The organism is Actinobacillus capsulatus DSM 19761, from assembly GCF_000374285.1.
Lineage (GTDB): Bacteria > Pseudomonadota > Gammaproteobacteria > Enterobacterales > Pasteurellaceae > Actinobacillus > Actinobacillus capsulatus.
The window spans coordinates 68,190-90,676 of the sequence record NZ_KB893941.1 but is presented as its reverse complement, the minus strand read 5'-3'; the positions used below and the strand labels follow the sequence as shown (position 1 = coordinate 90,676).

At 40.0% G+C, this 22,487-nt stretch carries 22 protein-coding genes; 2 read left to right on the top strand and 20 right to left on the bottom strand.

Annotated features, from left to right (window positions below):
• Positions 1-337: 337 nt before the first annotated feature.
• From pyrD to yoaA, 8 genes are all read right to left on the bottom strand, one after another.
• The gene (gene pyrD / locus C228_RS0109010) at positions 338-1,348 is read right to left on the bottom strand and encodes a quinone-dependent dihydroorotate dehydrogenase (protein ID WP_018652304.1); all 1,011 of its coding nucleotides are present in this window, start codon (positions 1,346-1,348) and stop codon (positions 338-340) included.
• A gap of 71 nt (positions 1,349-1,419) precedes the next feature.
• Complete coding sequence (locus C228_RS0109005) at positions 1,420-2,370, bottom strand: ribose-phosphate pyrophosphokinase (RefSeq protein ID WP_018652303.1); 951 nt, start codon at positions 2,368-2,370, stop codon at positions 1,420-1,422.
• 31 nt (positions 2,371-2,401) lie between these two features.
• On the bottom strand, positions 2,402-3,247 hold the full coding sequence (gene ispE / locus C228_RS0109000) for a 4-(cytidine 5'-diphospho)-2-C-methyl-D-erythritol kinase (protein ID WP_018652302.1): 846 nt from the start codon (positions 3,245-3,247) through the stop codon (positions 2,402-2,404).
• Positions 3,247-3,879 (bottom strand): lipoprotein insertase outer membrane protein LolB, encoded by a 633-nt coding sequence (lolB, locus tag C228_RS0108995; protein ID WP_018652301.1) that lies wholly within the window; start codon positions 3,877-3,879, stop codon positions 3,247-3,249. Before lolB ends, ispE begins: the two co-directional genes overlap by 1 nt.
• A 134-nt stretch (positions 3,880-4,013) precedes the next feature.
• The gene (msbA, locus tag C228_RS0108990) at positions 4,014-5,759 is read right to left on the bottom strand and encodes a lipid A ABC transporter ATP-binding protein/permease MsbA (RefSeq protein WP_018652300.1); all 1,746 of its coding nucleotides are present in this window, start codon (positions 5,757-5,759) and stop codon (positions 4,014-4,016) included.
• 62 nt (positions 5,760-5,821) lie between these two features.
• The gene (locus tag C228_RS0108985) at positions 5,822-6,508 is read right to left on the bottom strand and encodes an LrgB family protein (protein WP_026313259.1); all 687 of its coding nucleotides are present in this window, start codon (positions 6,506-6,508) and stop codon (positions 5,822-5,824) included.
• A 14-nt stretch (positions 6,509-6,522) separates the two neighbouring features.
• Positions 6,523-6,882, bottom strand: a complete 360-nt coding sequence (locus C228_RS0108980; RefSeq protein WP_018652298.1) for a CidA/LrgA family protein — start codon at positions 6,880-6,882, stop codon at positions 6,523-6,525.
• Between the two features lie 65 nt (positions 6,883-6,947).
• Positions 6,948-8,870: a DNA repair helicase YoaA gene (yoaA, locus tag C228_RS0108975; protein ID WP_018652297.1), complete on the bottom strand. Its 1,923-nt coding sequence runs from the start codon at positions 8,868-8,870 to the stop codon at positions 6,948-6,950.
• A gap of 172 nt (positions 8,871-9,042) precedes the next feature.
• Between yoaA and C228_RS0108970 the strand changes: the two genes are divergently transcribed.
• Entirely contained in the window at positions 9,043-9,255 is a 213-nt protein-coding gene (locus C228_RS0108970; protein WP_018652296.1) for a hypothetical protein, read from the top strand.
• 115 nt (positions 9,256-9,370) lie between these two features.
• Here C228_RS0108970 and trpA read toward each other — a convergent pair whose 3' ends face one another.
• The 4 genes from trpA to C228_RS0108950 form a co-directional block, all read right to left on the bottom strand.
• Positions 9,371-10,183 carry a tryptophan synthase subunit alpha gene (gene trpA / locus C228_RS0108965; RefSeq protein WP_018652295.1) on the bottom strand — a complete coding sequence of 271 codons (813 nt, stop codon included), beginning with the start codon at positions 10,181-10,183 and terminating at the stop codon, positions 9,371-9,373.
• Between the two features lies 1 nt (position 10,184).
• Positions 10,185-11,375 (bottom strand): tryptophan synthase subunit beta, encoded by a 1,191-nt coding sequence (trpB, locus tag C228_RS0108960; RefSeq protein WP_018652294.1) that lies wholly within the window; start codon positions 11,373-11,375, stop codon positions 10,185-10,187.
• Positions 11,376-11,704: 329 nt separating this feature from the next.
• Positions 11,705-12,454, bottom strand: coding sequence for an SDR family oxidoreductase (locus C228_RS0108955; protein WP_018652293.1), 750 nt, complete (start codon positions 12,452-12,454; stop codon positions 11,705-11,707).
• Between the two features lie 90 nt (positions 12,455-12,544).
• On the bottom strand, positions 12,545-12,991 hold the full coding sequence (locus C228_RS0108950; RefSeq protein WP_018652292.1) for a YcgN family cysteine cluster protein: 447 nt from the start codon (positions 12,989-12,991) through the stop codon (positions 12,545-12,547).
• A gap of 100 nt (positions 12,992-13,091) precedes the next feature.
• On the opposite strand from C228_RS0108950, the gene C228_RS0108945 reads away from it, so the two are divergent.
• Positions 13,092-14,762, top strand: a complete 1,671-nt coding sequence (locus tag C228_RS0108945) for a formate--tetrahydrofolate ligase (RefSeq protein WP_018652291.1) — start codon at positions 13,092-13,094, stop codon at positions 14,760-14,762.
• 106 nt (positions 14,763-14,868) lie between these two features.
• Here C228_RS0108945 and C228_RS0108940 read toward each other — a convergent pair whose 3' ends face one another.
• The 8 genes from C228_RS0108940 to dsbC form a co-directional block, all read right to left on the bottom strand.
• Positions 14,869-15,189 (bottom strand): YbjQ family protein, encoded by a 321-nt coding sequence (locus C228_RS0108940; RefSeq protein WP_005622442.1) that lies wholly within the window; start codon positions 15,187-15,189, stop codon positions 14,869-14,871.
• A 27-nt stretch (positions 15,190-15,216) separates the two neighbouring features.
• Complete coding sequence (gene rdgB / locus C228_RS0108935) at positions 15,217-15,813, bottom strand: RdgB/HAM1 family non-canonical purine NTP pyrophosphatase (protein WP_018652290.1); 597 nt, start codon at positions 15,811-15,813, stop codon at positions 15,217-15,219.
• Between the two features lie 38 nt (positions 15,814-15,851).
• The gene (locus C228_RS0108930) at positions 15,852-16,370 is read right to left on the bottom strand and encodes a GNAT family N-acetyltransferase (protein ID WP_018652289.1); all 519 of its coding nucleotides are present in this window, start codon (positions 16,368-16,370) and stop codon (positions 15,852-15,854) included.
• A 23-nt stretch (positions 16,371-16,393) separates the two neighbouring features.
• Positions 16,394-18,109: a nitrate/nitrite two-component system sensor histidine kinase NarQ gene (gene narQ, locus C228_RS0108925; protein ID WP_018652288.1), complete on the bottom strand. Its 1,716-nt coding sequence runs from the start codon at positions 18,107-18,109 to the stop codon at positions 16,394-16,396.
• Complete coding sequence (locus C228_RS0108920; protein ID WP_018652287.1) at positions 18,109-18,927, bottom strand: pyridoxal phosphatase; 819 nt, start codon at positions 18,925-18,927, stop codon at positions 18,109-18,111. Before C228_RS0108920 ends, narQ begins: the two co-directional genes overlap by 1 nt.
• 94 nt (positions 18,928-19,021) lie before the next feature.
• On the bottom strand, positions 19,022-19,870 hold the full coding sequence (locus C228_RS0108915; RefSeq protein ID WP_018652286.1) for an OmpA family protein: 849 nt from the start codon (positions 19,868-19,870) through the stop codon (positions 19,022-19,024).
• Positions 19,871-19,994: 124 nt separating this feature from the next.
• Positions 19,995-21,710 (bottom strand): single-stranded-DNA-specific exonuclease RecJ, encoded by a 1,716-nt coding sequence (gene recJ / locus C228_RS0108910; protein ID WP_018652285.1) that lies wholly within the window; start codon positions 21,708-21,710, stop codon positions 19,995-19,997.
• A gap of 90 nt (positions 21,711-21,800) precedes the next feature.
• Positions 21,801-22,484 carry a bifunctional protein-disulfide isomerase/oxidoreductase DsbC gene (gene dsbC / locus C228_RS0108905; RefSeq protein WP_018652284.1) on the bottom strand — a complete coding sequence of 228 codons (684 nt, stop codon included), beginning with the start codon at positions 22,482-22,484 and terminating at the stop codon, positions 21,801-21,803.
• Positions 22,485-22,487: the final 3 nt, after the last annotated feature.

Sequence of the window (22,487 nt, the reverse complement as noted above, 5' to 3'; positions counted from 1 at the left end):
AATAATGAGTGATAAGTTCTCTATACTTAAACTTATCGTTTGATGAAATTATAGACATTCATTCGATTAGACTAAACATAAAACACACAGAAAGTTTAACAAAATGTAAAAATCCGTTTTCCATTCGAGTGAATATCTTGCGATATCTACTTGATTTTAAACACTTTTTATCACGCTATAAAAAATGTTGAAAATTTGTAGAAAAATTTTAGCTAACAAGATAACAAAATTGACCTATTTTGTCTATTTTTTTGACCTGCGCCAACCGTTGTCTTTCCTATAAACAAGCGGTTAAAACCTGCAATTTTTTTACAAATTTTAACCGCTTGTTTAAGGGCTATTTATTAAGTTTAATCTGTTTGGCCAGCTTTTGAATCAGTGCCGGTCCCTGATAAATCATTGCCGAATAAACTTGCAATAAGCTAGCTCCCGCATCAATTTTTTCCTGACCGGAAGAGACAGAATGAATACCTCCGCTACCGATAATTGGTAGCTGCCCGTTTAATTCCTTCGCTAATCTACGAATTAAATGGGTACTGAGCGAATTTAACGGCTTACCGCTTAAGCCGCCTTGTTGTTCCGCATGTTTTAAACCTGCTACCGGTTCTCGAGATAAAGTGGTATTACCGGCAATAACGCCGTCAATCTTATGTCGTACCAAACTATTCGCTACCGAAGCAACTTCTTCATCCGTTAAATCCGGCGCAATTTTCAGAACAAGCGGTTTATATTTTGCAAACTTTTGCGAAAGTATTGATTGTTCTTGCTTTAATGCACTCAGCAATTCATCTAGCGCATCACCGTATTGCAATGAACGTAAATTGTTGGTATTCGGTGAAGAAATATTCACCGTAATATAATCGGCATACTCATACACCTTACGTAAACAAATTTGGTAATCATCCAAAGCGTTTTCAATCGGCGTAAAGGCATTCTTACCGATATTAATTCCGAGTACTCCGTCATATTTGGAACGCTTCACATTTTCTACCAACACATCCACACCGTAATTATTAAAGCCATTACGATTGATAATGCCCTCCGCTTCCAAAAGACGAAATTGCCGTGGCTTAGGATTACCGTCTTGTGCAATCGGTGTAACAGTTCCTACTTCAATAAAACCGAATCCTAACTTGCCAAAACCGTCAATCGCTTCGCCATTTTTATCCGCACCAGCGGCAAGACCGATGGGATTTTTAAATTGTAGCCCCATTACTTCAACCGGATTATGAGGAATGGGTAAAGGCTCAAAAGGTAATTTTCCGACAAGTTTAAGCACTTGAACGGAAAAATTATGCGCATTTTCAGCGTTCATAGCAAAAAGACATTTACGAATGAGGGAATACATGATGAGACCTTTGCTTAATAGAAAGAAATAGATAAATTAAGGGCGAGTATTCAACTCGCCCTTATCAGAAATTATGCGTCAAACATTGCAGAAATGGACTCTTCGTTGCTAATACGGCGAATAGCTTCCGCTAACATGCTTGATAATGTTAATGCACGTACTTTGTTTAATGCTTTGATTTCATCAGAAAGTGGAATTGTATCGGTTACAACTACTTCATCTAATGCCGGATTCGCTAAGTTCTTCGCTGCAGTGCCTGAGAATACCGCATGCGTTGCGTAAGCAACTACTTTGGTTGCACCACGTTCTTTCAACGCTTCCGCTGCTTTAACTAAAGTACCGCCAGTGTCGATCATATCGTCAACTAAAATACAGTCACGACCCGCAACATCACCAATAATATGCATTACTTGTGATACGTTTGCTTTTGGACGGCGTTTATCAATGATTGCCATATCCGCATCATTTAATAATTTAGCGATCGCACGCGCACGTACTACACCACCGATATCCGGTGATACCACCATTGGATTGTTTAAATCAGTTTTCTTAACAATGTCTTCGATAAGTACTGGCGAACCGAATACGTTATCTACCGGTACATCAAAGAAACCTTGGATTTGCTCTGCATGTAAGTCACAAGTTAACACGCGATCAACACCTACGCTTGAAAGGAAGTCCGCCACAACTTTTGCCGTAATCGGCACACGCGCTGAACGAACACGACGGTCTTGACGAGCATAACCGAAATAAGGAATAACAGCCGTAATACGACCTGCAGACGCACGACGTAAAGCATCAACGATCACAATCAATTCCATTAAGTTGTCATTAGTTGGTGCGCAAGTCGACTGGATAATAAACACATCCGAACCACGTACGTTTTCATTAATTTGAACTTGAATTTCACCGTCGCTAAAACGACCGACTGTTGCATTGCCTAAAGAAATGTAAAGGCGCTCTGCAATACGTTTTGCAAGTTCTGGCGTTGCGTTACCCGCAAACAGTTTGATATCTGGCATTGGAATTGATCCTTGAATTTACAAAGGGAAGTTAGGGAATTAAGTTTAATTTTTTGTGCAAAGGCGAAATATTCTGCCCTTTAGCAACAAAACCACACACGTTTTGAGGTTTGCAATTGAAGACTTTCTGTGCGTCTTCTTTTGAATTAAATTCGGCAAAAATACAAGCACCAGTGCCCGTTAACCGAAACGGTGCATATTCTACCAATTCTTGAACAAGATCTTCAACCTCTGAATAATGATCTCGTACAACTTTTTCGCAATCGTTTGCCCATTTATTATCTAACAGGTCCGTCAAACTACGTTTTGGCGTATTTCGAGGTAAATTAGGGTCATTAAAAACGACTGCGGTCGAAATAGAAACACTTGGTTTTAATACAACAAACCATTTTTCTTCCGGCTCACAAGGTGTTAACACTTCACCGACGCCTTCTGCAAAAGCGGCAACGCCTCGCACAAAAATAGGCACATCCGCACCTAGGCTCAATCCTAATCCTGCAAGCTGCTCAAGGGTTAAACCCGTTTGCCAAAAATGGTTTAATCCGACCAGTACAGTTGCCGCATTCGATGAACCGCCACCAACACCACCGCCCATTGGTAAACGCTTGGTTACGCCGATTTTGGCACCTTTCATACAAGCGGTATGATTTTGTAATAATTTTGCAGCTTGATAAATTAAGTTCTGCTCTTTTTCAACCCCTTCAATTTCGTTTAACAATTCAATTTCACCGCTCTGATTTACTTCTAGTGAAATCTCATCGCCAAAATCCAAAAATTGAAATAAGGTTTGTAACTCGTGATAACCGTCTGTGCGTCTGTTAGTAATGTATAAGAAAAGATTTAACTTAGCCGGGCTAGGTAAAGTGACTTTATTCATTAATACGTCCATTGATCAATACGAATTTTTAAGGTTTGTTGACCATTCTCTAATACGATTAACTTCGGTAAGTTCGGTTGACGATCTTCGTGATATTCAACATAGCTCGCTTGCCACACTTGACCGTTAATCGGATAACTAAATTGTGAAAGTTGACGTTTTTCATTCACAATATAATTACCGTTTTTTTCCGGCTGACCTTTTACCCAATAGGCAAATTGATCAATCGGAAATGAAACACCGATAATTTCTTCCATCAACGCATCAACATCCGCTTCCGTACGTGAGCGCCCTTCACTGTCCGAAACGGTTAATCCTCGTTGGGTACGATGTAATTTCATCGACTTTGTCGATAAATTTGATGAAAGTTCTAAACCGAAATTATTTGCTGATTGGTATTGCCAATCGAAGTGTGAAGAAAAACGCTCTTCAGGTGAGATATACCCGAATTGCCCTTTCGCTTGATAACGCTTAATTTGCGCTAATTGATTAAGATGTTGCTGCCATTTGGCATCGGTATGCGAGATTTGTACGGTCGGCGTCTGAACGGTTGTAGGTGCATCTAACACCGAATTACAGCCCGTTAACACTAACATTGCACCGAGTGAAACTAAAAAAGAAAATTTTTTCATAGCGAACCTTTTATAACGTGAGTAGCTATTCTAGCTTATAAGCGGTCTAATTCTGTTAAAAATTTGTAATTTTTTAGCAACTTTTGACCGCTTGTAGAAAACGAAAAGTCTCCCGAAAAGGAGACTTCATTCGATTAACTAAACTGAAGGCTATGTAATTGCTTATAAGCCCCGTTTTGTGCAAGTAATTGGGTATGAGAACCACGTTCGATAATTTGTCCGTGCTCCACCACCAAAATTTCATCCGCTTTTTCAATCGTAGATAAGCGATGAGCGATCACAAGCACGGTTTTATCTTTTTGTAACTCAGCAAGTGCCGCTTGAATTGCTCGTTCGGATTCCGTATCCAGTGCGGAAGTCGCTTCATCCAATACTAATACCGGCGAATTACGTAATAAAGCACGAGCAATGGCTAAACGTTGACGCTGACCACCCGAAAGGCTGGCGCCGTTTTCGCCGATCACCGTATCCAAACCGTCATCAAGCTTCTCAATAAACTCCATTGCATGTGCAGCTGTCGCTGCCGCAATAATTTGCTCACGACTATATTTATCGGTAGCCGCATAAGCGATATTATTGGCAATCGTGTCATTGAATAAATGCACTTGTTGTGAAACCACCGAACATTGTTCACGTAAATTCACCAATTTATAGTCTTGGATATTTACGCCATCCAGTGTAATTTCACCTTCATCAATATCATAAAAACGCGTTAATAGGTTCGCAATCGTTGACTTGCCTGAGCCGGAACGACCGACCAATGCCACTGTTTTGCCTTGTGGAATAGCAAAAGAAATATGATCCAATGCACGTTCGTCTTTACCTTCATAACTAAACGAAACATTATTGAATGTCACATCACCTTTTACTCGCGTAACTTCGTGAGTACCAAGATCTTTCTCTGTTTTCAAATCAAGGAATTCAAATAACGTTTGACAAGCCGCCATACCACGTTGGAACTGTGAGTTAACATTCGTCAACGATTTTAGCGGACGTAACATTGCCATCATAGATGAAAACACTACGGTAAACGAACCCGGTGAGAGATTTTCACTCATCACTTCAGGGAATGTCGCTACATACAGAACAACCGATAACGCAAATGAGGCAATTAATTGCGCGACACCATCTGAAATCCCATCTGCTGAAACGATTTTCATCCCTTTACGACGCATATCATTACTTACACGCTCAAAACGCTCTTTTTCGACTTGCTGCCCGCCGAATGATAAAACAACTTTATGCCCTTTTAACATTTGCTCGGTGGTTACAGTCAATTCCCCCATTGAACTTTGAATATGACGGCTCAATTTACGGAAGCGTTTCGACACAATACCGATTAATACACCAATGATCGGCGCCATAACAAATAACACTAACGATAGTTGCCAGCTGGTGTAAATCATCACCACAAATAACGAAATTAAATATGCGCCTTCACGCACAATGGTAACTAAAGCATGCGAAGAAGAGGTGGCAACCATTTCCGTATCATACGTGACACGAGAAAGAGAGCGCCCAACCGGGTTTTGGTCAAAATAACTGACCGGCATATACATCAAGTGTTGGAAAATAGTACGGCGTAAAATCATCACGACATTACCTGAAACCCAAGCTAAACAATAACCGGCAATATAGTTCGTAATACCTCTCACTAAAATAAATACTACGACTAACACAGCCATAAGTTTTAAAAAGCTGTGATCCGCCTGGCCAAATCCTTGATCTAATAAAGGTTTTAAAAGATAGATAAGCCCCGAATCTACCAATGCATTCAGCACTAGTGCGATTGCCCCGACAACAAGTCCCCACTTATAAGGCGCAATCGTTGGAAATAAACGCTTAAACGTTTTAAAGGTCGAAAGATCTTTTTCTTGCATAATGTCCATTCTTAATTTTCAAAAATCGGGGCATTGTACCCTGAATTGAATGAGATACCAAATTAATAGAATAAAGCTAATACAACTCTGAACACGAAAGGCGCTAAAACGGACGAAAGTACACCACTTAATACTAATGCGATAGAACTATAACTGCCGGTTTTAATACTGTATTCCATACAACGCCCTGTACCTAACGCATGAGAAACCGCTCCCATGGTTAAACCGATGGCTCGGACATTACGTACACCAATATAATGTAAGAAACTAAATCCGAATACTGATCCTAACAGTCCGGCAACCAGCACGCCAACCGCTGTTACTGCGGAACTTGCGCCAATTTGGCTTGAAATCGCAATTGCTATCGGCGTAGAAACCGATTTAGGTACAATTGCCGCAAGAATAGACGGGCTCGCTCCCAGCAACACAGCAAATAGCACACCGGTTAGCATGGTACATACGCTGCCAAATACAACAACCGCTAAAATCGGGCGCCATTTTTTACGAATTTGCGGTAACTGCTCATAGAATGGTAAGGCGAGTGCTACAACAGATACACTGAGTAAATTGTTGATCGGAAAATTGCCCTGATAATATTCCGAATAAGGCACTTTACCCATCACAATCACTAAAATGACGATTGTTAAAGCAATCACAAAAGGATTAAGTACGGACGAACGTAACTTTTGGCTGATACGCTGCCCAGCAAGGAAGGCGAAAATGGTTAAGAGAGAATAAAAATATATCATATTACCTTCTTCCATTATTTACGGTGAAAAATCCATTGCGCAAACAGCCCAATTAAGACTAAAGAAACTGCGGTACTAAGTATATTGGCGAACACAAATGAGGTGAAATGTACCTGTAAAGTATCAAGATGTTCGATAATTTCAGCACAGATAGGAATAAAGAAGATCGTCATATAACGTGTTAACGGTCTTGCGCTTGGTGTTACCCATTCAACTTTTACAACACCAATAACTAAACAGCTAAACAGTAATAGCATTCCCCAAATACTATCGGAAATACCAATCGGAATCAGAATACTAAGTAATTTCCCTGCGTATAACATCGCAAAAAGTAACACTAAGGAAATCAGCACTCTGAGCATACGAACAATCATGTGAATATCCTCCAAAATAAGCGGTTAAATTTGCAAAACATTTTGCAAATTTAACCGCTTGTTCACTAATTTTTTAAGAATTGAATCACTTTGTTTAAATCACGCGTACGCGTTAACGGCGGTAAACTCTTCAGGAATGTTTGACCATAATTCCGCATCACTAAACGTGAGTCACAAATAATCACTACGCCTCTATCGGTTACATCACGAATTAATCGCCCTACTCCCTGCTTCAAGGTGATTACTGCTTCCGGAATTTGAAGATCGTTAAATGGTTCTCCACCTTGTAAACGACAATCTTCCATGCGGGCTCTTAGCAATGGTTCATCAGGCGAAGTAAACGGTAATTTATCGATAATCACTAGTGATAACGCATCGCCTCGCACATCAATCCCTTCCCAGAAACTTTGGGTGGCAACCAATACGCTATTTTCTTCCGCAATAAACTTTTCTAATAAGCGAGTCTTGCTAGTTTCCCCTTGCAGTAGCACACTTAATTTACTGTGCTCACGCAGAAAATCCGCTAAACCTCGCATCATAAAATAGGAAGTACAGAGTAAAAAACAGCGACCATTATTAGCTTCAATCACAGGCATTAACATTTTGCCAAGTTCTGTTAAAGTGTGCGATTTATTTGTGTCCGGCAAATATCGAGGAACACAAAGCAACGACTGATTGGCGTAATCAAAAGGGCTTTGTAACACTAATTGTTCCGCATTCTCAATGCCTAAACGCTGACATAAGTGATCAAATTTACCACCGACCTCAAGCGTTGCGGAAGTAAATACCCAACCAATCTGTTGATTTTTAAGCTGTTCGCCGAATTTGTCTGCCACGGTTAACGGAGTGATATGTAAACCGAAAGAACGTCCGTTGGCTTCATACCAATAACAATAGCCAACCACGGTAGTATCGCTCAATTTTTTTAATTGAGCTTTGACTTCTGCCAACCTTTCAAAAATTTTATCAAGCGTTTCCGAACGACCGAGCGATTTTTTAATCACCTCACTTAAAAAATCAATGCTTTCCGCAACTTTGGTTAAGCCGTCTACTACTTTTGGGTCGTTAAACAACTCTCGTAAATTACCTTTAATTGAACCTTCCTTTCCCATTAATAAGCGGAAATCTTGCACCACTTTTTGCAAGTGATCCGCTGCTTTGCCTAACTGAGCAAGATCTTTTAGTTCGGTACGGTAAACAATATTGGTATCTTTACAAATATCAAACAGTTGACGAGAACTTAACGATTGACCGAAATATTGGCTGGCAATATCCGGTAATTGATGGGCTTCATCAAAAATAATCAATTCCGCTTCCGGAATTAACTCACCGAAGCCGGTTTCTTTAACCGCCATATCGGCACAAAACAGATGATGATTAACTACCACCACATCTGCTTCCATTGCTCGGCGACGAGCTTGTACCACATAGCAATCTTTAAAGTGCGGACAGTCCGAACCTAAGCAACTTTCTGCAGTGCTGACCAATTGCGGTAAAATCGGGCTGTCTTCGGCGATCGTAATACATTCACTTAAATCACCGGTTTTGGTTGAAGTATGCCATTTACTGACTTTCGATAAATCCGCTAATACTGATTTATCGCCTAGCACACCCATTGCCACCACTTGATCCAAACGTTCTAAACAAAGGTAATTGGCTCGCCCTTTTAATAAAGCGACTTTACCTTTGTATTTTAAGGCTTTTTGAATTGTTGGCAGATCTCGATTAAATAATTGATCTTGCAGGTTTTTAGAACCGGTCGAAACAATCGTTTTTTTACCGGAAAGCAGCGCCGGTACCAAATAAGCAAAGGTTTTACCTGTGCCTGTCCCTGCTTCCACCACAGTCGGTGTTGCAAATTTTACCGCTCTTCCGACCGCTTGTGCCATTTCGAGTTGAGCGGCACGAGGACGAAATCCTTGAATATTGTTACTTAATAAGCCGTCTTCACTGAAGGCATGGATAATTTTATTGTCTAATTTATTCATATATTAAAAAAACGTTAAGGCTGCTTGCTCCAAATGCGCAAACAGTCTTTTATTATAATACTGTATAAATACTTAGCCAATTTTTTTGTATTACAGTAGTAAACGCTATATCAATGCTTCTTTTTTGTGTAGAATAACTGCATTATAATTTTTAAGCTTATTAGGATAGCAAATGGGTATTATTGCATTTCTTAGTTATGGTTCGGTTCTTATTCTGAGTCTTTCATTTTTTATTAGTAGTATGACGACTTTACGTCTCTCTAATATCTTTTGGGGATTAGGATTTACGCTTTATGGTTTTAGCTCTAAAGCTTATATCATAGCAATATTAAACATTATTATCGTAGGTTTAAACGGCTACTTATTTGCAAAAGAGCGCCAATAATCGACCTCTTATCAGCTCAAGCTTTATTTAACGACAACACTCCCAAATAAAAAATTTGCACCTTAGTAAATCACTACTAAGGTGCAAATTTTTACCTATTTCGCTTAACGTCCGTTTATTTGATATAAGTAGCACTTTTCATTGCTGTTACAAAACTCGCTAATTCTGTCAATAGTTGAGGCTGGTTATCTAAATGGTTCTCGATAATTTTAACGATCGCAGATCCAGAAATCGCACCATCACAACCCAGAGCTAGCGCTTCTTTAACCTGTTCCGGTTTCGCAATACCAAAACCTTGTAAAATTGGCGCAGAATTTGACCGCTTGAGACTTTCGATAAGATTATCTAAATTTTTAGCATGCACTTGGTTCTCGGCACTGGTTACACCAGCACGAGAAACCAAATAAGTATAACCTTCAGTTAAACTTGCGATGCGTTCAATCGTTACCTGATCCGCATTTGGCGGGCAAATGAAGACAGATTGAATGCCGTGTTTCTTGGCAGTTTTAATAAATTCTTCTGCAGCGAGAACCGGTACATCGGCAATTAATACCGCATCAACGCTCGTTTCAGCACAACGCTTGAAAAACACTTCTTGGGTTGGTACGAAAACTAAGTTAGCACAAAGCAGCAAGCCAATTGGAATCTCAGGATATTTTAAGCGAATTTTAGCAATCATATCAAAACAGGCATCGGTACTATAGCCACCGTCTAATGCACGTTTATTCGCCGCTTGAATTACTGGGCCATCCAACAAAGGATCTGAAAATGGGAAGCCGAGTTCTAATGCATCCGCACCATTGGCAATCAATGTTTCGATAATCTCAAATGAACGATCGAAATCCGGATCACAGAGGGTAACAAACGGCACAAATGCCCCTTCATTTTTTGCTTTTAACTCAGCAAATAAAGTATCAAAACGGCTCATTTTAGTTTCCCCCATTTAAAATTTTATCTACGGTAAAAATATCTTTATCGCCACGACCGGAAAGATTCACCACCAATAGTTGTTCTTTTTCCGGATTTTGTGCAATTAATTTCAGCGCATAAGCCAGTGCGTGCGAACTTTCTAAAGCGGGAATAATACCTTCGTGTTGCGCTAGCGCTTGAAAAGCCTCTAACGCTTCTTGGTCGGTAATCGAAACATAGTCCGCGCGTCCAATCGAATTGAGATAAGCATGTTGCGGTCCGACAGACGGGAAATCTAAACCTGCGGAAATCGAATAAGATTCTTCGATTTGCCCATCCTTAGTTTGCATAATTGGCGATTTCATACCAAAATAAATACCGGTTGTGCCGTGTTTAAGTGGTGCACCGTGTTCGCCGGTTTCAATCCCTTTACCTGCCGGTTCTACACCAATCAATTGGACGCCTTTTTCCTCAATAAAATCCGCAAACATGCCGATTGCATTCGAACCACCGCCGACCGCCGCAATCACGACATCCGGTAAGCGCTTTTCTTTTTCTAAAATTTGACGCTTGATTTCTTCACCGATCATTTTCTGAAATTCACGTACCATAGTCGGGAACGGGTGCGGGCCTGCCGCCGTACCAATTAAATAATGCGTCGTTTCATAGTTTGCCGCCCAGTCACGCATTGCTTCACAGCAAGCATCTTTTAAGGAACAAGAACCTTTTTGTACCGGAATCACTTCCGCTCCCATCAAACGCATACGGAATACATTCGGTGACTGGCGTTCAACATCTTTTGCGCCCATATAGATTACGCAAGGCAAATCTAACATTGCACACGCTAATGCGGTTGCCACCCCATGCTGTCCGGCACCGGTTTCCGCAATAATACGGGTTTTGCCCATTCGTTTTGCTAATAACGCTTGCCCTAATACTTGGTTGGTTTTATGTGCACCACCGTGTAATAGATCTTCACGTTTAAGATAAAGTTTGGTTTTGCTTCCTTTGGTGAGATTACGGCAAAGCGTTAATGCGGTCGGGCGACCAGCGTAGTTTTTGAGTAAATCGGTAAATTCCGCTTGGAATAATGGATCATTTTGTGCATCGACAAAAGCAGATTCAAGTTGCTTTAAAACCGGTATTAGAATTTCAGGAACATACATTCCACCAAATTCGCCGAAGTAAGGATTAAGAAGTGTGTCTGACATAGCGTGTTCTCTCTATCTATAAGGAATATTATATACTATTAAAATAGTACATGATTTCACAATATGCAAGCAAAAATTTCTGATGATGAATTAAAAAAGAGAAATATTGGTGTAAGTGTCTAAGCAAAACCGCTTAAAATCCGAAATTATGTAGAAAATGCACAAGGGGCTAATCTATTTCAATGATGTAGGGGCGAATGGCATTCTCCCAAACAATTTATAATGAATATCACAAGGGCGAACACGGTTCGCCCCTACAATTTGTATAACTGCTACATAATACCTGACAAACTACCCTCTTTAGCAAAGAGAGAAATTTCCTTTAGGCATTAACCTCTTGCTACGGCAAGTGGTGAGAAAGTTTGTGCCGCCGGCATTACTTCAATGCGGTTAATATTGACGTGTTCCGGTTGCTGATTCAGCCATAACACAATATTAGCAATATCTTCCGGTGCGACATAGTTCACGTTTTCATATACTTTTGCCACTTTGTCGTCATCGCCTTTAAAGCGTACGTTCGAAAATTCCGTACCGCCGCATAAACCAGGCTCTACATTCGTTACACGCACTTTCGTACCGGCTAAATCCGCACGTAAATTGAGACTGAATTGTTTAACGAAAGCTTTTGTGCCGCCATAAACATTACCACCTGGGTAAGGATAATTACCGGCGATTGAACCTAAATTGATGATATGTCCGCTATTACGTTCTACCATTTCCGGTAAAATCAGACGAGTAACCGTCACAAGCCCTTTAATATTAGTATCGATCATCTGATACCAATCTTTTAAATCAGTTTTATAAGCTGGTTCCAACCCTAATGCCAATCCGGCGTTATTGACTAATAAATCTATTTGTTGCCAGCCGGTAGGACGGTTATTTAAGGCTTGTGTGGTTGCCGCCTCATCACTTACATCAAACGCAAGCGGTAAAAAATTATTACCTAGTTGCGAATGTAGTTCGGCAAGGCGCTCTTTACGTCTACCGGTACCAATCACTTTATAACCCGATTGAATCAGTAATTTACAAATTGCTAAACCAAATCCTGCGGTTGCACCAGTAACTAATGCTGTTTTCATTGTGTTTGCCCTCTTATCATTATTAAAATTATCCAAATAACAAGCGGTCATATTTTGCAAAATTTTTACAAAATATGACCGCTTATTAGCTTAAACCTCATCAATCACAAATTCAAACCAATCTATCACATCTTTTTCATGAATGCCGTTTGGAATGAGAATATTCGCTTTTTTTACCGATTGTAGATCGTTAGAGATCAACGGATGCCAATCAAATAACGGCTTACCTTCATAAAGTAAACGGTAAGCACAGGTTTTCGGCAACCAGCCAAAATCAGGCAAATTTTTCTTGGTTAATTTGGTACAATCCTGTTCAATTTTGAAACGATTCGGATAATTAGTACAACGCCCACTATCCACGTCCAACAAATTACAAGCGACCGAAGTGTAATACAAACGCTCTCGTTTGCCTCTGCCTTGAATATATTTGCGGTAACAACATTTTCCACAACCGTCACACAATGCTTCCCATTCCGCATCATTCATTTCAAGCAGGCTTTTTGTTTGCCAAAAGTTTGGCGTTAATTGATTCGTCATCTTTTTTGTTAAATATCTGTTACAGTTCTTTATTTTAAACGGATTTTAGCATATTCTAGCAGGGTTGAAAAAAGCAAACGTTTGCCAATCTGGAGGATGAATGAAAAGCGATGTAGAAATTGCTCAAGCTGCCATTATGCAGCCTATTAATAAAATTGCGGAGAAATTAGGTTTAAATGCCGATCAAATCGAACAATACGGCAAATATAAAGCGAAAATTAATCCGGCGGATGCTTTCAAATTACCAGCTAAAAACGGTAAATTAATTTTAGTTACCGCTATTAACCCGACTCCGGCAGGCGAAGGAAAAACCACCGTAACCATCGGTTTAACCGATGCTTTAAACCGGCTTGGTAAAAATGCAGTGGTTGCGGCACGTGAACCGTCATTAGGTCCGGTATTCGGTGTGAAAGGCGGAGCGGCGGGCGGTGGCTATGCGCAAGTGCTGCCAATGGAAGATATCAATCTGCACTTTACTGGCGATTTCCACGCTATCACCAGTGCCAATAACCTATTGGCGGCATTATTGGATAACCATATCTACCAAGGCAATGCGTTAAATATTGATACCAAACGTGTGTTATGGCGTCGAGTAATTGATATGAACGATCGTCAATTACGTAACGTATTAGGCGGTTTGGGTAATCCGACAGACGGTGTGATTCGTCCGGACGGTTTCGATATTACTGTGGCTTCGGAAGTGATGGCGATTTTCTGTTTAGCTAAAGATCTTGCCGATTTAAAAACACGTTTAGGTAATATCTTAGTTGCCTACACCACTGACAAACAACCAGTTTATGCAAAAGATTTAAATGCGCACGGTGCAATGGCAGCATTGTTGAAAGATGCGATTAAACCGAATTTAGTACAAACGATTGAAGGCAGCCCTGCCTTTATTCACGGTGGCCCGTTTGCCAATATCGCTCACGGTTGTAACTCGGTTACTGCAACCCGTTTAGCATTACATTTAGGCGATTATGCAGTAACGGAAGCCGGCTTTGGTGCGGATTTAGGCGCAGAAAAATTCTGTGATATTAAATGCCGTTTAGCTGACCTTAAACCGGATGTGGCGGTGGTCGTTGCAACCGTTAAGGCCTTGAAATATAACTGTGGTGTTGAAAAAGCGAATTTAGCTGAAGAAAGTTTAACCGCTTTACAACAAGGTTTACCAAATCTGCTTAAACATATCAGTAACCTCAAAAATGTATTCGGTTTACCGGTAGTGGTCGCATTAAACCGCTTTGTATCTGATACCGATGCAGAATTAGCCCTAATTCAGAGCGCTTGTGCGGAACAAGGTGTGGAAGTATCGCTCACTGAAGTTTGGGGTAAAGGTGGTGTCGGTGGTGTAGACTTAGCACAAAAAGTGTTAAAAGCGATTGATGAACAACAAAATCGTTTTAATTTCGTCTATGACGTAAATGAAAGCGTGCAAAACAAAATCAAAGCGATCGCACAAAAAATCTATGGTGCGGATGATGTGAATTTTAGTGCCGAAGCCCTAGCGGAAATTAAAAATCTGGAAAAATTAGGTCTAGATAAATTACCGATTTGTATGGCGAAGACACAATATTCATTAAGCGATAATGCAAAATTACTCGGTTGCCCGACAGGCTTTAGCGTTACCGTACGCAGTATTAGTGTGTCTGCTGGCGCCGGCTTTATCGTTGCGATTTGCGGCAGTATTATGCGTATGCCGGGCTTACCGAAAATACCAGCAGCAAATCGTATTGATGTGGATGAAAACGGCTTAATTACCGGTTTATTCTAAACATAGCGAACATAAAAATCCCCGCAAAATGCGGGGATTTTTTACAGGATAATTTACAAAATAACGGCAAAAAATGACCGCTAGTACTCATGCTCATTTGTTAGATTTAGCGAATCACCACCGCTGTGCCGGTTGCAACCACGATAAACATGCCTTTATCGCCGCCCATTGATTGATATTCCATAGAAACACCAACCACGGCATTTGCACCAACACGTTTCGCTTCTTTTTCTAATTCTGCCAATGCTTCTTGTCTAGCACTGTTTAGCTTACTTTCATAAGCGCCTGAACGGCCACCAATCACATCGGTAATACTCGCAAAAAAATCACGAATAAAATTGGCACCGGAAACCACTTCACCAAAAACTAAACCTTTATATTCAGTGATTTGGTGACCTTCAATGGTTGGTGTGGTGGTAATAATCATATTTTCTCCTCGTAAACGTCACTTCGCTTACTTTAGTAACTGTTGTTTTAGCACTTCCAATGCCATTGCACGGTGTGAAATTTTCTTTTTCTCACTGGTTTCTAACTCAGCGAAACTGCAATTTTTGGGCGGATAGAAGAATAGAGAATCGTAACCAAAGCCATTTTGGCCACGTTCTTCACGTAAAATTTCACCAAAACATTCGCCTAAGGCAATTTTCGGTGTCGGATCCGTTTCGTGTTGTAGAAAAACGATACAACTTACAAATTTCGCCCCACGTTTTTCATCTGCAATATTTTGCATTTCAGCTAATAATTTTTGGCGATTTGCCTCATCCTTGCCTTCTTCGCCCGCATAACGCGCGGAATAAAGCCCTGGTGCGCCTCCCAGTGCATCTACCGCTAACCCCGAATCATCCGCAATTGCTGGTAGTCCGGTCATTTTTGAAGCATAACGTGCTTTTAACAATGCATTTTCAATGAAAGTCAAACCGGTTTCTTCCGGTGACTCAATGCCAAATTCACTCTGCGCTACGACATCAAAGCCAAATTGTGCCAAAACATCCGACATCTCTTTGGCTTTACCTTGATTTCCCGTAGCTAACACGACTTTAATTCGTTCCATTATGATCCTTTTGCAAAAAATTGATTAAAAATGACCGCTTATTCAATGCCTTTTTGGTAGGACATCATCAATAGCGTACGCCACTTATCTTGCCCTTGTTCATCTTTGCCCATATTGGCAATATTAGGAAATCGCCCCCACTGTTCAAAACCATGCTTACGCATTAGATTTTGGCTGACTTGATTCAGCTCGAACACATACGCCATTAACGTATGAATATTATGCTTCAACATTTCCGCTTGCATAAATTCAATAATTTTTGAACCGTAGCCTTTGCCTTTAGCACTACCGTCTAAATAAATGCTAATTTCAGAGGTATGCACAAACGCCGGTCGCTCATAAAACGGCGAAAAACTAAACCAGCCGGCAATGCCGTTTTCATCTTCTACTGTCCAAATCGGATACTGTTCACTGGTTAGATGAAAGTCGAACCAAGCACGGCGGTTGATTGGTATCGCTAACTCCAAATCTGCCGTAATTTGATGAGTCGGAATTGCTTGATTATAAATATTTAAAATTGTTTCAAAATCCGCTTCCGTCGATTTTCGAATCTGCATTTTATTGCCTTCCTTTGTAAAAATTATGCGGCAATCATATTCGGTAATACAACCATTACTTCAACGCCGCCTTCCGGACGATTTTTAATACTAAACTCGCCTTTTAATTCAGCAGTTCGCTCTTTCATAATAATCAGCCCATAATGACCTTCCGGCTCAATATCGCTTGCAATACCTTTTCCATTATCACGAATAATTAAGCAATGCTCACCATCCGCATTGGTTTCCGCGATCACGTCAATTTCACTCGCATTAGCATGCTTAATTGCATTAATGACCGCTTCACGCACAATCTGTAGCGCATGAACTTGTTGCTGTGCGCTAAAAATTTGCGAAGGGAGTTTGCAATTTAAACGAATATGAGCGGGTGTTCGAATACGTAATGAATCCAATACTCGTTCTAATGCATGGGCCAGATTGGCTTCCTCAATCGTTAAGCGGAAAGTAGAAAGTAACTCTCGCAATTGACTATAAGCTTCATTCAGCGCTTTTTCAAAATCATCCAAAATCTCTTTTTGCTTATTCCAATCTTGCTTAGTTTCTCCATTACGTTTTAATAAACTCACTTGTATTTTGAAAAACGTCAGTGACTGCGCTAATGAGTCATGCAACTCTCGTGCAATAATCGAGCGTTCTTCCATCAATACTAACTGTTGTTGCTGTTTCTGCACCTGCACAACATAGAGACTACGACCAATCATTTCTGATACGTTTTGGATTAAACGCTCATCCGGACATAAAAGTGACGGTTTCCAGCGTAATAACGCAATTTTCTCGTTTTCAATCGCAATTTCGTTATAACGCCAATCTTGTGCCGGTGCATTATCAATCGTTACATTCCAATAGTCCGCGCCATAGACTTGAATCTCAATTCCACGTAATTGTTCATTATCAAGCACCATTTGTAACACTTGAAATAAGACGTTTTGATTAACCGGTTTTGCGGTTAACAGCTGAGAACATTGGAATAATACCAACAAAGAACGGTTTACCGACATCAAACGACGGGTTTTATCTTCTACTTTCTCTTCAAGGGAAGCATATAGTTTAGCTAAATCGCTTGCCATTTGGGTAAATGCAGAAGAAAGAAAACCTAATTCGTTCGGCTCATTTACTGCTAACTGAATGTGGTCAAAATCTTCATTTTTGACTTGCTGACTTGCTGTCACTAACTGATCAAGCGGTGTAATAATCCGTTTACGAGTGTACCATACGCCAAAATAAGCTAAAGCAATGATCAATAACATAGAGACGGCTATCACACCGATCGCCACTTTTAATTTTAGTTCAACAAATTCTTGTAGCAACCACACGAAATTATTGACTTGCTTTGCATAGCCGTCAATATTGGCTTCATAGGAATGTCTATCTCGCTTGATAATAAAGGATTCCATTTCCTGCCAGCTTTCTTGTAGCTTGACATAAGCTTCCGTGACTTCTTTCGGCAATAAACACTTATGAGCTAGAGAGTCTTGGATTTCCGGCGAGTTCAAACTTTGACGATATTCATTTAAGCGAGTCGGAATAGATTGCGGATGGTGTTCCATTTCATAAAGGAAACGATAACTCTGCATCCGTAATGATCCAGAAACGTTAATCAAACCCGCATCCGATTTATTACTCCACATAATGCCTAATGAAATGCCACTAATTAAAGAGGCAAATACAATCATGACAAGAAAATAAGATCCAATGCGACGAGCAATAGAATACTTAGGATGATTAACCAGTTTATTCATTATAAATTAAGTAATTCCGTTAATTCTTTGGCAATACTGTCTTCGCTATTTGAACCGATGGTTTTATCCGCTCGTTGTTGAACTTCCGCTTCAGAACCACCCATTGCTATACCTAGCCCCACCAATTCTAGCATTGAGATATCATTGAAATTATCCCCGAATGCGATCACATTTTGCGGATCAATCCCTTCAATTTTAAGCAATTCCGCTAACATTGCGCCTTTGCTATTACCAACACTAGTAATATCCACTCTATCCACCCAAGACCATTCTGGGCTAAATTGATCAAGCGGTAATTTTTCAACAAAACTTTGCATTTTTGCTAGATCTGGATCACTAATTAACACTTTCCAAACCGTAGTACCTTTATCAATTTCTTGTTGGAACTTCTCAAGTTGATAAACATTCGGGCGTACCGCTTCAGGACAAGACTGAACCCATTTTTGGAATTTGGTGAAATGCGGATTAAGTTGTTCGTAAGTCATTGCATCACGGAAATACACCGCCGTATGAATGCCTAATGCTTGTGCTTGATTAATTAAACCGGAAGCCTGTTCTGCAGTTAATGGATTGCCTGATAACACTTTATCATGTTGAAAATCATATAAATAAGTACCATTACAGCAAACCACTGGCGTATCCAAGCCGATTTCCGCATAGTAAGGACGCACCGCCGTATGGTGGCGACCTGTTACAAAGAAAATTTTTACGCCTTTCTCTCGTACCTTTTGAATAGCTTGCTTGCTCGATTCCAGAATAACCGCATTCGGTGAAAGTAAAGTCCCATCTAAGTCAAAAGCAACCGCTTGATAACGCATAAAAATTCTCCTATTACAGGGCGGTAAGAAAAAATAAAGGCAATCAATTCTGATTGCCCTTATATTTTACTCTATGTTCTCACGAAACAGTAGATTATTTATTACTGTTATATTGTGGCGTTTGATAAAGTGGTGCTGGACCGTTAGGCCCCGCAACGTTACCACCTTCGTTTTGTTTTAATACGCCACCGTTTGCAGAAATTTCCACACGACGGTTAGGACGTAAGCAATCACGTAATGCTTGACCTGATTCACCGTCACACGCTTTAACTTGGCTTGCTTTACCATAGCCAACAGCGTTGATTTGTGCAGTCACACCTTGTTGAACTAAACGTGCTTTCACCATGTTCGCACGGCGTTGTGATAAATCTAAGTTATATTTTTCTGAACCTAAACGGTCTGTATAACCCGCCACTTTAACTTGTTGTGCGCCAGATGATTTTAATTGTGCAGCAACACTATCAACAACTTCTTTACCTTTCGCAGTTAATGTATCTTTATCGAAATCGAATAAAAAGTCACCACTTAAGTTAAATGATGAGTTACCATTACAACCGTTCGGATACCAGAAGAAACTTTGTGCATTCATATTTTTGTCAAATAAGATTTTGTATTGACAAATTTTGTGCACACCATTCTCACGATAGTTAAATGCATAGTCCCACTCACGGACGCCATATAACCCTTCTTCAAAGTGTGGGCGACCGATTAGGTTATATAATTGGTCTTTGTTCATACCACGTTCGATCTGACGAACGTTTTCCCAGTTTGGCCATGAACCGAATTGAGAACCATCATGGTTGAATTCTGATTCGGAAATTTTTGGGAATACTGGATTTTCTGTCGTACCTTCATCAGTCACTTTGCTTAAGTTACCACAAGCAGCTACAGCTAATGCGATACCAGATAATAACAATCCGCGAAAAACAATCGTATTTTTCATCGTTGGTTGTTCCTTGTTAGATTAAAAACTTCATTCATATGTTCTAAATACCATCCATCAGTATATAGGCGAGCAGATTCTACAACACAATATTATTTTATTCTAGGGTTAGAAATAGAATAAACTAAATAATTAATGTATCGACTCTTAATTGTAAATTTTTATTCCCTCTAAACTCATTTATATCAAGTTTGTAAACTAATTTAACTTGTTTAATCGATAAATCAGGAAAATAACGCAAATCGGCATTAAACCAAATTGCATCAAATAATCCACCGTTAGGTTGCTCGACCATTAACTTTAAGTGTTTACCACCTAGTATACGCTGTTGCAATAAACGAAATTCGCCTTCAAACGTAGGCTCCGGAAAGTTTTGTCCCCAAGGCCCTGCTTGTTGTAATAATTCCGCTATTTCGATATTTAATTCTGATGGAGCTAATTCCCCATCGGTATAAATGACACCTTGTAATTGTTCCGGTTCAATTATTTCATTAATAATTTCATCAAATATTTTCTGGAAACGTAAAAAATTATCTTGGTGAATCGTTAAACCCGCCGCCATCGCATGCCCGCCGAATTTAATAATTAAACCCGGATATAGTGAATCTATACGTTCTAATAAATCACGCATATGCAACCCAGCTATTGAGCGTGCCGAGCCTTTCAAATACTCACTGTCTTCACTCTCTTGTGCAAAGGCGATAACCGGTCGATGGAATTGATCTTTAATTCGCGAAGCTAAAATGCCAATCACGCCTTGATGCCAATCCGGCTGATATAACACAATACCGTGTGCTTGTTCTTTTTGCATTAAAGAAGGTAAATTAGAACAAATTGCCAACGCCTCGGTTTTCATTTCTTGCTCAAACTCTTTACGCGTTTGGTTTAGACTATCCAATTCAAACGCTAGTTGACGAGCGATTTCCATGTTGTCAGCAATTAACAGCTCTACACCAAGTGACATATTTTCCAAACGACCCGCAGCATTTAAACGAGGAGCAATCGCAAAACCTAAATCGCTAGCTTGTAGAGAAGATAAATCTCGCTTAGACACTTCCGCTAAAGCGCGAATACCTGCTCGACAATGTCCCGAACGAATGCGATTTAATCCTTGGTGAACTAAGATTCGATTATTGTGATCAAGCGGAACCACATCCGCGACTGTTCCCAATGCAACAAGATCCAATAATTCCGCTAAATTAGGTTCTTTATCTTTAAAACATCCTAATTCACGCATTTTGCCTCGTAGCGCCAACATCACATAAAACGCAACACCAACACCAGCTAGAGACTTTGAGGGAAATGAGCAATCCTCCAAATTCGGATTCACCATTGCATCTGCATTCGGCAAACTTTCTGCCGGCAAATGATGATCGGTAACTAAAACTTTGATACCGTGTTCTTTTAGTAAATCGATACCTTCAAAAGAAGAAATCCCGTTATCGACCGTCATCACGATATCCGTACCTTTAACCAATACCGTTTCAGCAACGGCTAAACTTAAGCCATAACCTTGCGAAAAACGATCCGGAATCAAATAATCCACATTTTCAAAGCCTAATTGACGCAATGCGAGAATGGCTAATGCCGTACTGGTTGCGCCATCGGCATCAAAGTCTCCGACAATAATAATGCGTGATTGCTGTTTATAAGCTGCGATAAGTAATTCAACTGCTGCATCAATATTCGCTAATTGATTGGGTCTATGTAAAAATTGCAGTGTTCGTTCTAATTCTTGAGGCGAAGCAATACCACGGCTTTGATAGAGTCGATTTAATAGGGGATGGTCTGATAATTTTATGGATGTGAGTTTAGATCGTTGTTTGATTAACTTTTGCACTGGATTTTCTTCTTTTCTTTAAATAAAACAAGCGGTGTAATTTTGCAAAAATTTTACAAAATCAGACCGCTTGTATTCAAGAGATTAATGCTATTCTAGCATTTTAAGTAATTCTTTCGGCTCAACATAACCTGCGATTAATTGACCGCTGCTATCAACCATATTCGGTGTCCCTGTTACACCAAATTTAATTCCAAGTTCATAGTGTTTTTTCACAATATTTGGTGTTTTAACTTCTTTTGGTAAAGTACCATTTTCTGCGTCATTTAACGCTTTTACTTTATCTGTTGATGTCCAAATTGCTTCCATTTGCTTCGCCGTTTGAGTATTCATACCACCACGAGGGAAAGCAAGAAAACGAATCGTAATGCCTAAATCGTTATATTCTTTAATGCGTTGGAACATCAAATGGCAGTAGTGGCAAGTAATATCCATAAACACAGTCACTACATGTTTTTCATTCTTCGCCGAATAAATAATCATCTCTTTTTCTAGAGAATTTAAATCTGCAAGTAATGCTTTATTAGTAATATCAACCGCTTTGCCGTTTTTCAGTTCAAAAATCTGACCTTGAATAACAAAACGCCCGTTCTCACTAATTTGCACGACACCTTCATTCGAAACTGCCGTTCTAAAGCCCGGTAATGCCGAATCACTGATTTTTACATTGGTTGCGCCCATGCCTTCTAACGTACGTTTAAGGCTAACATCATCAGCCATTACTGATGTACTTAATATATATAGGCCTAATAATGCAATCGCATTTTTTTTCATTGT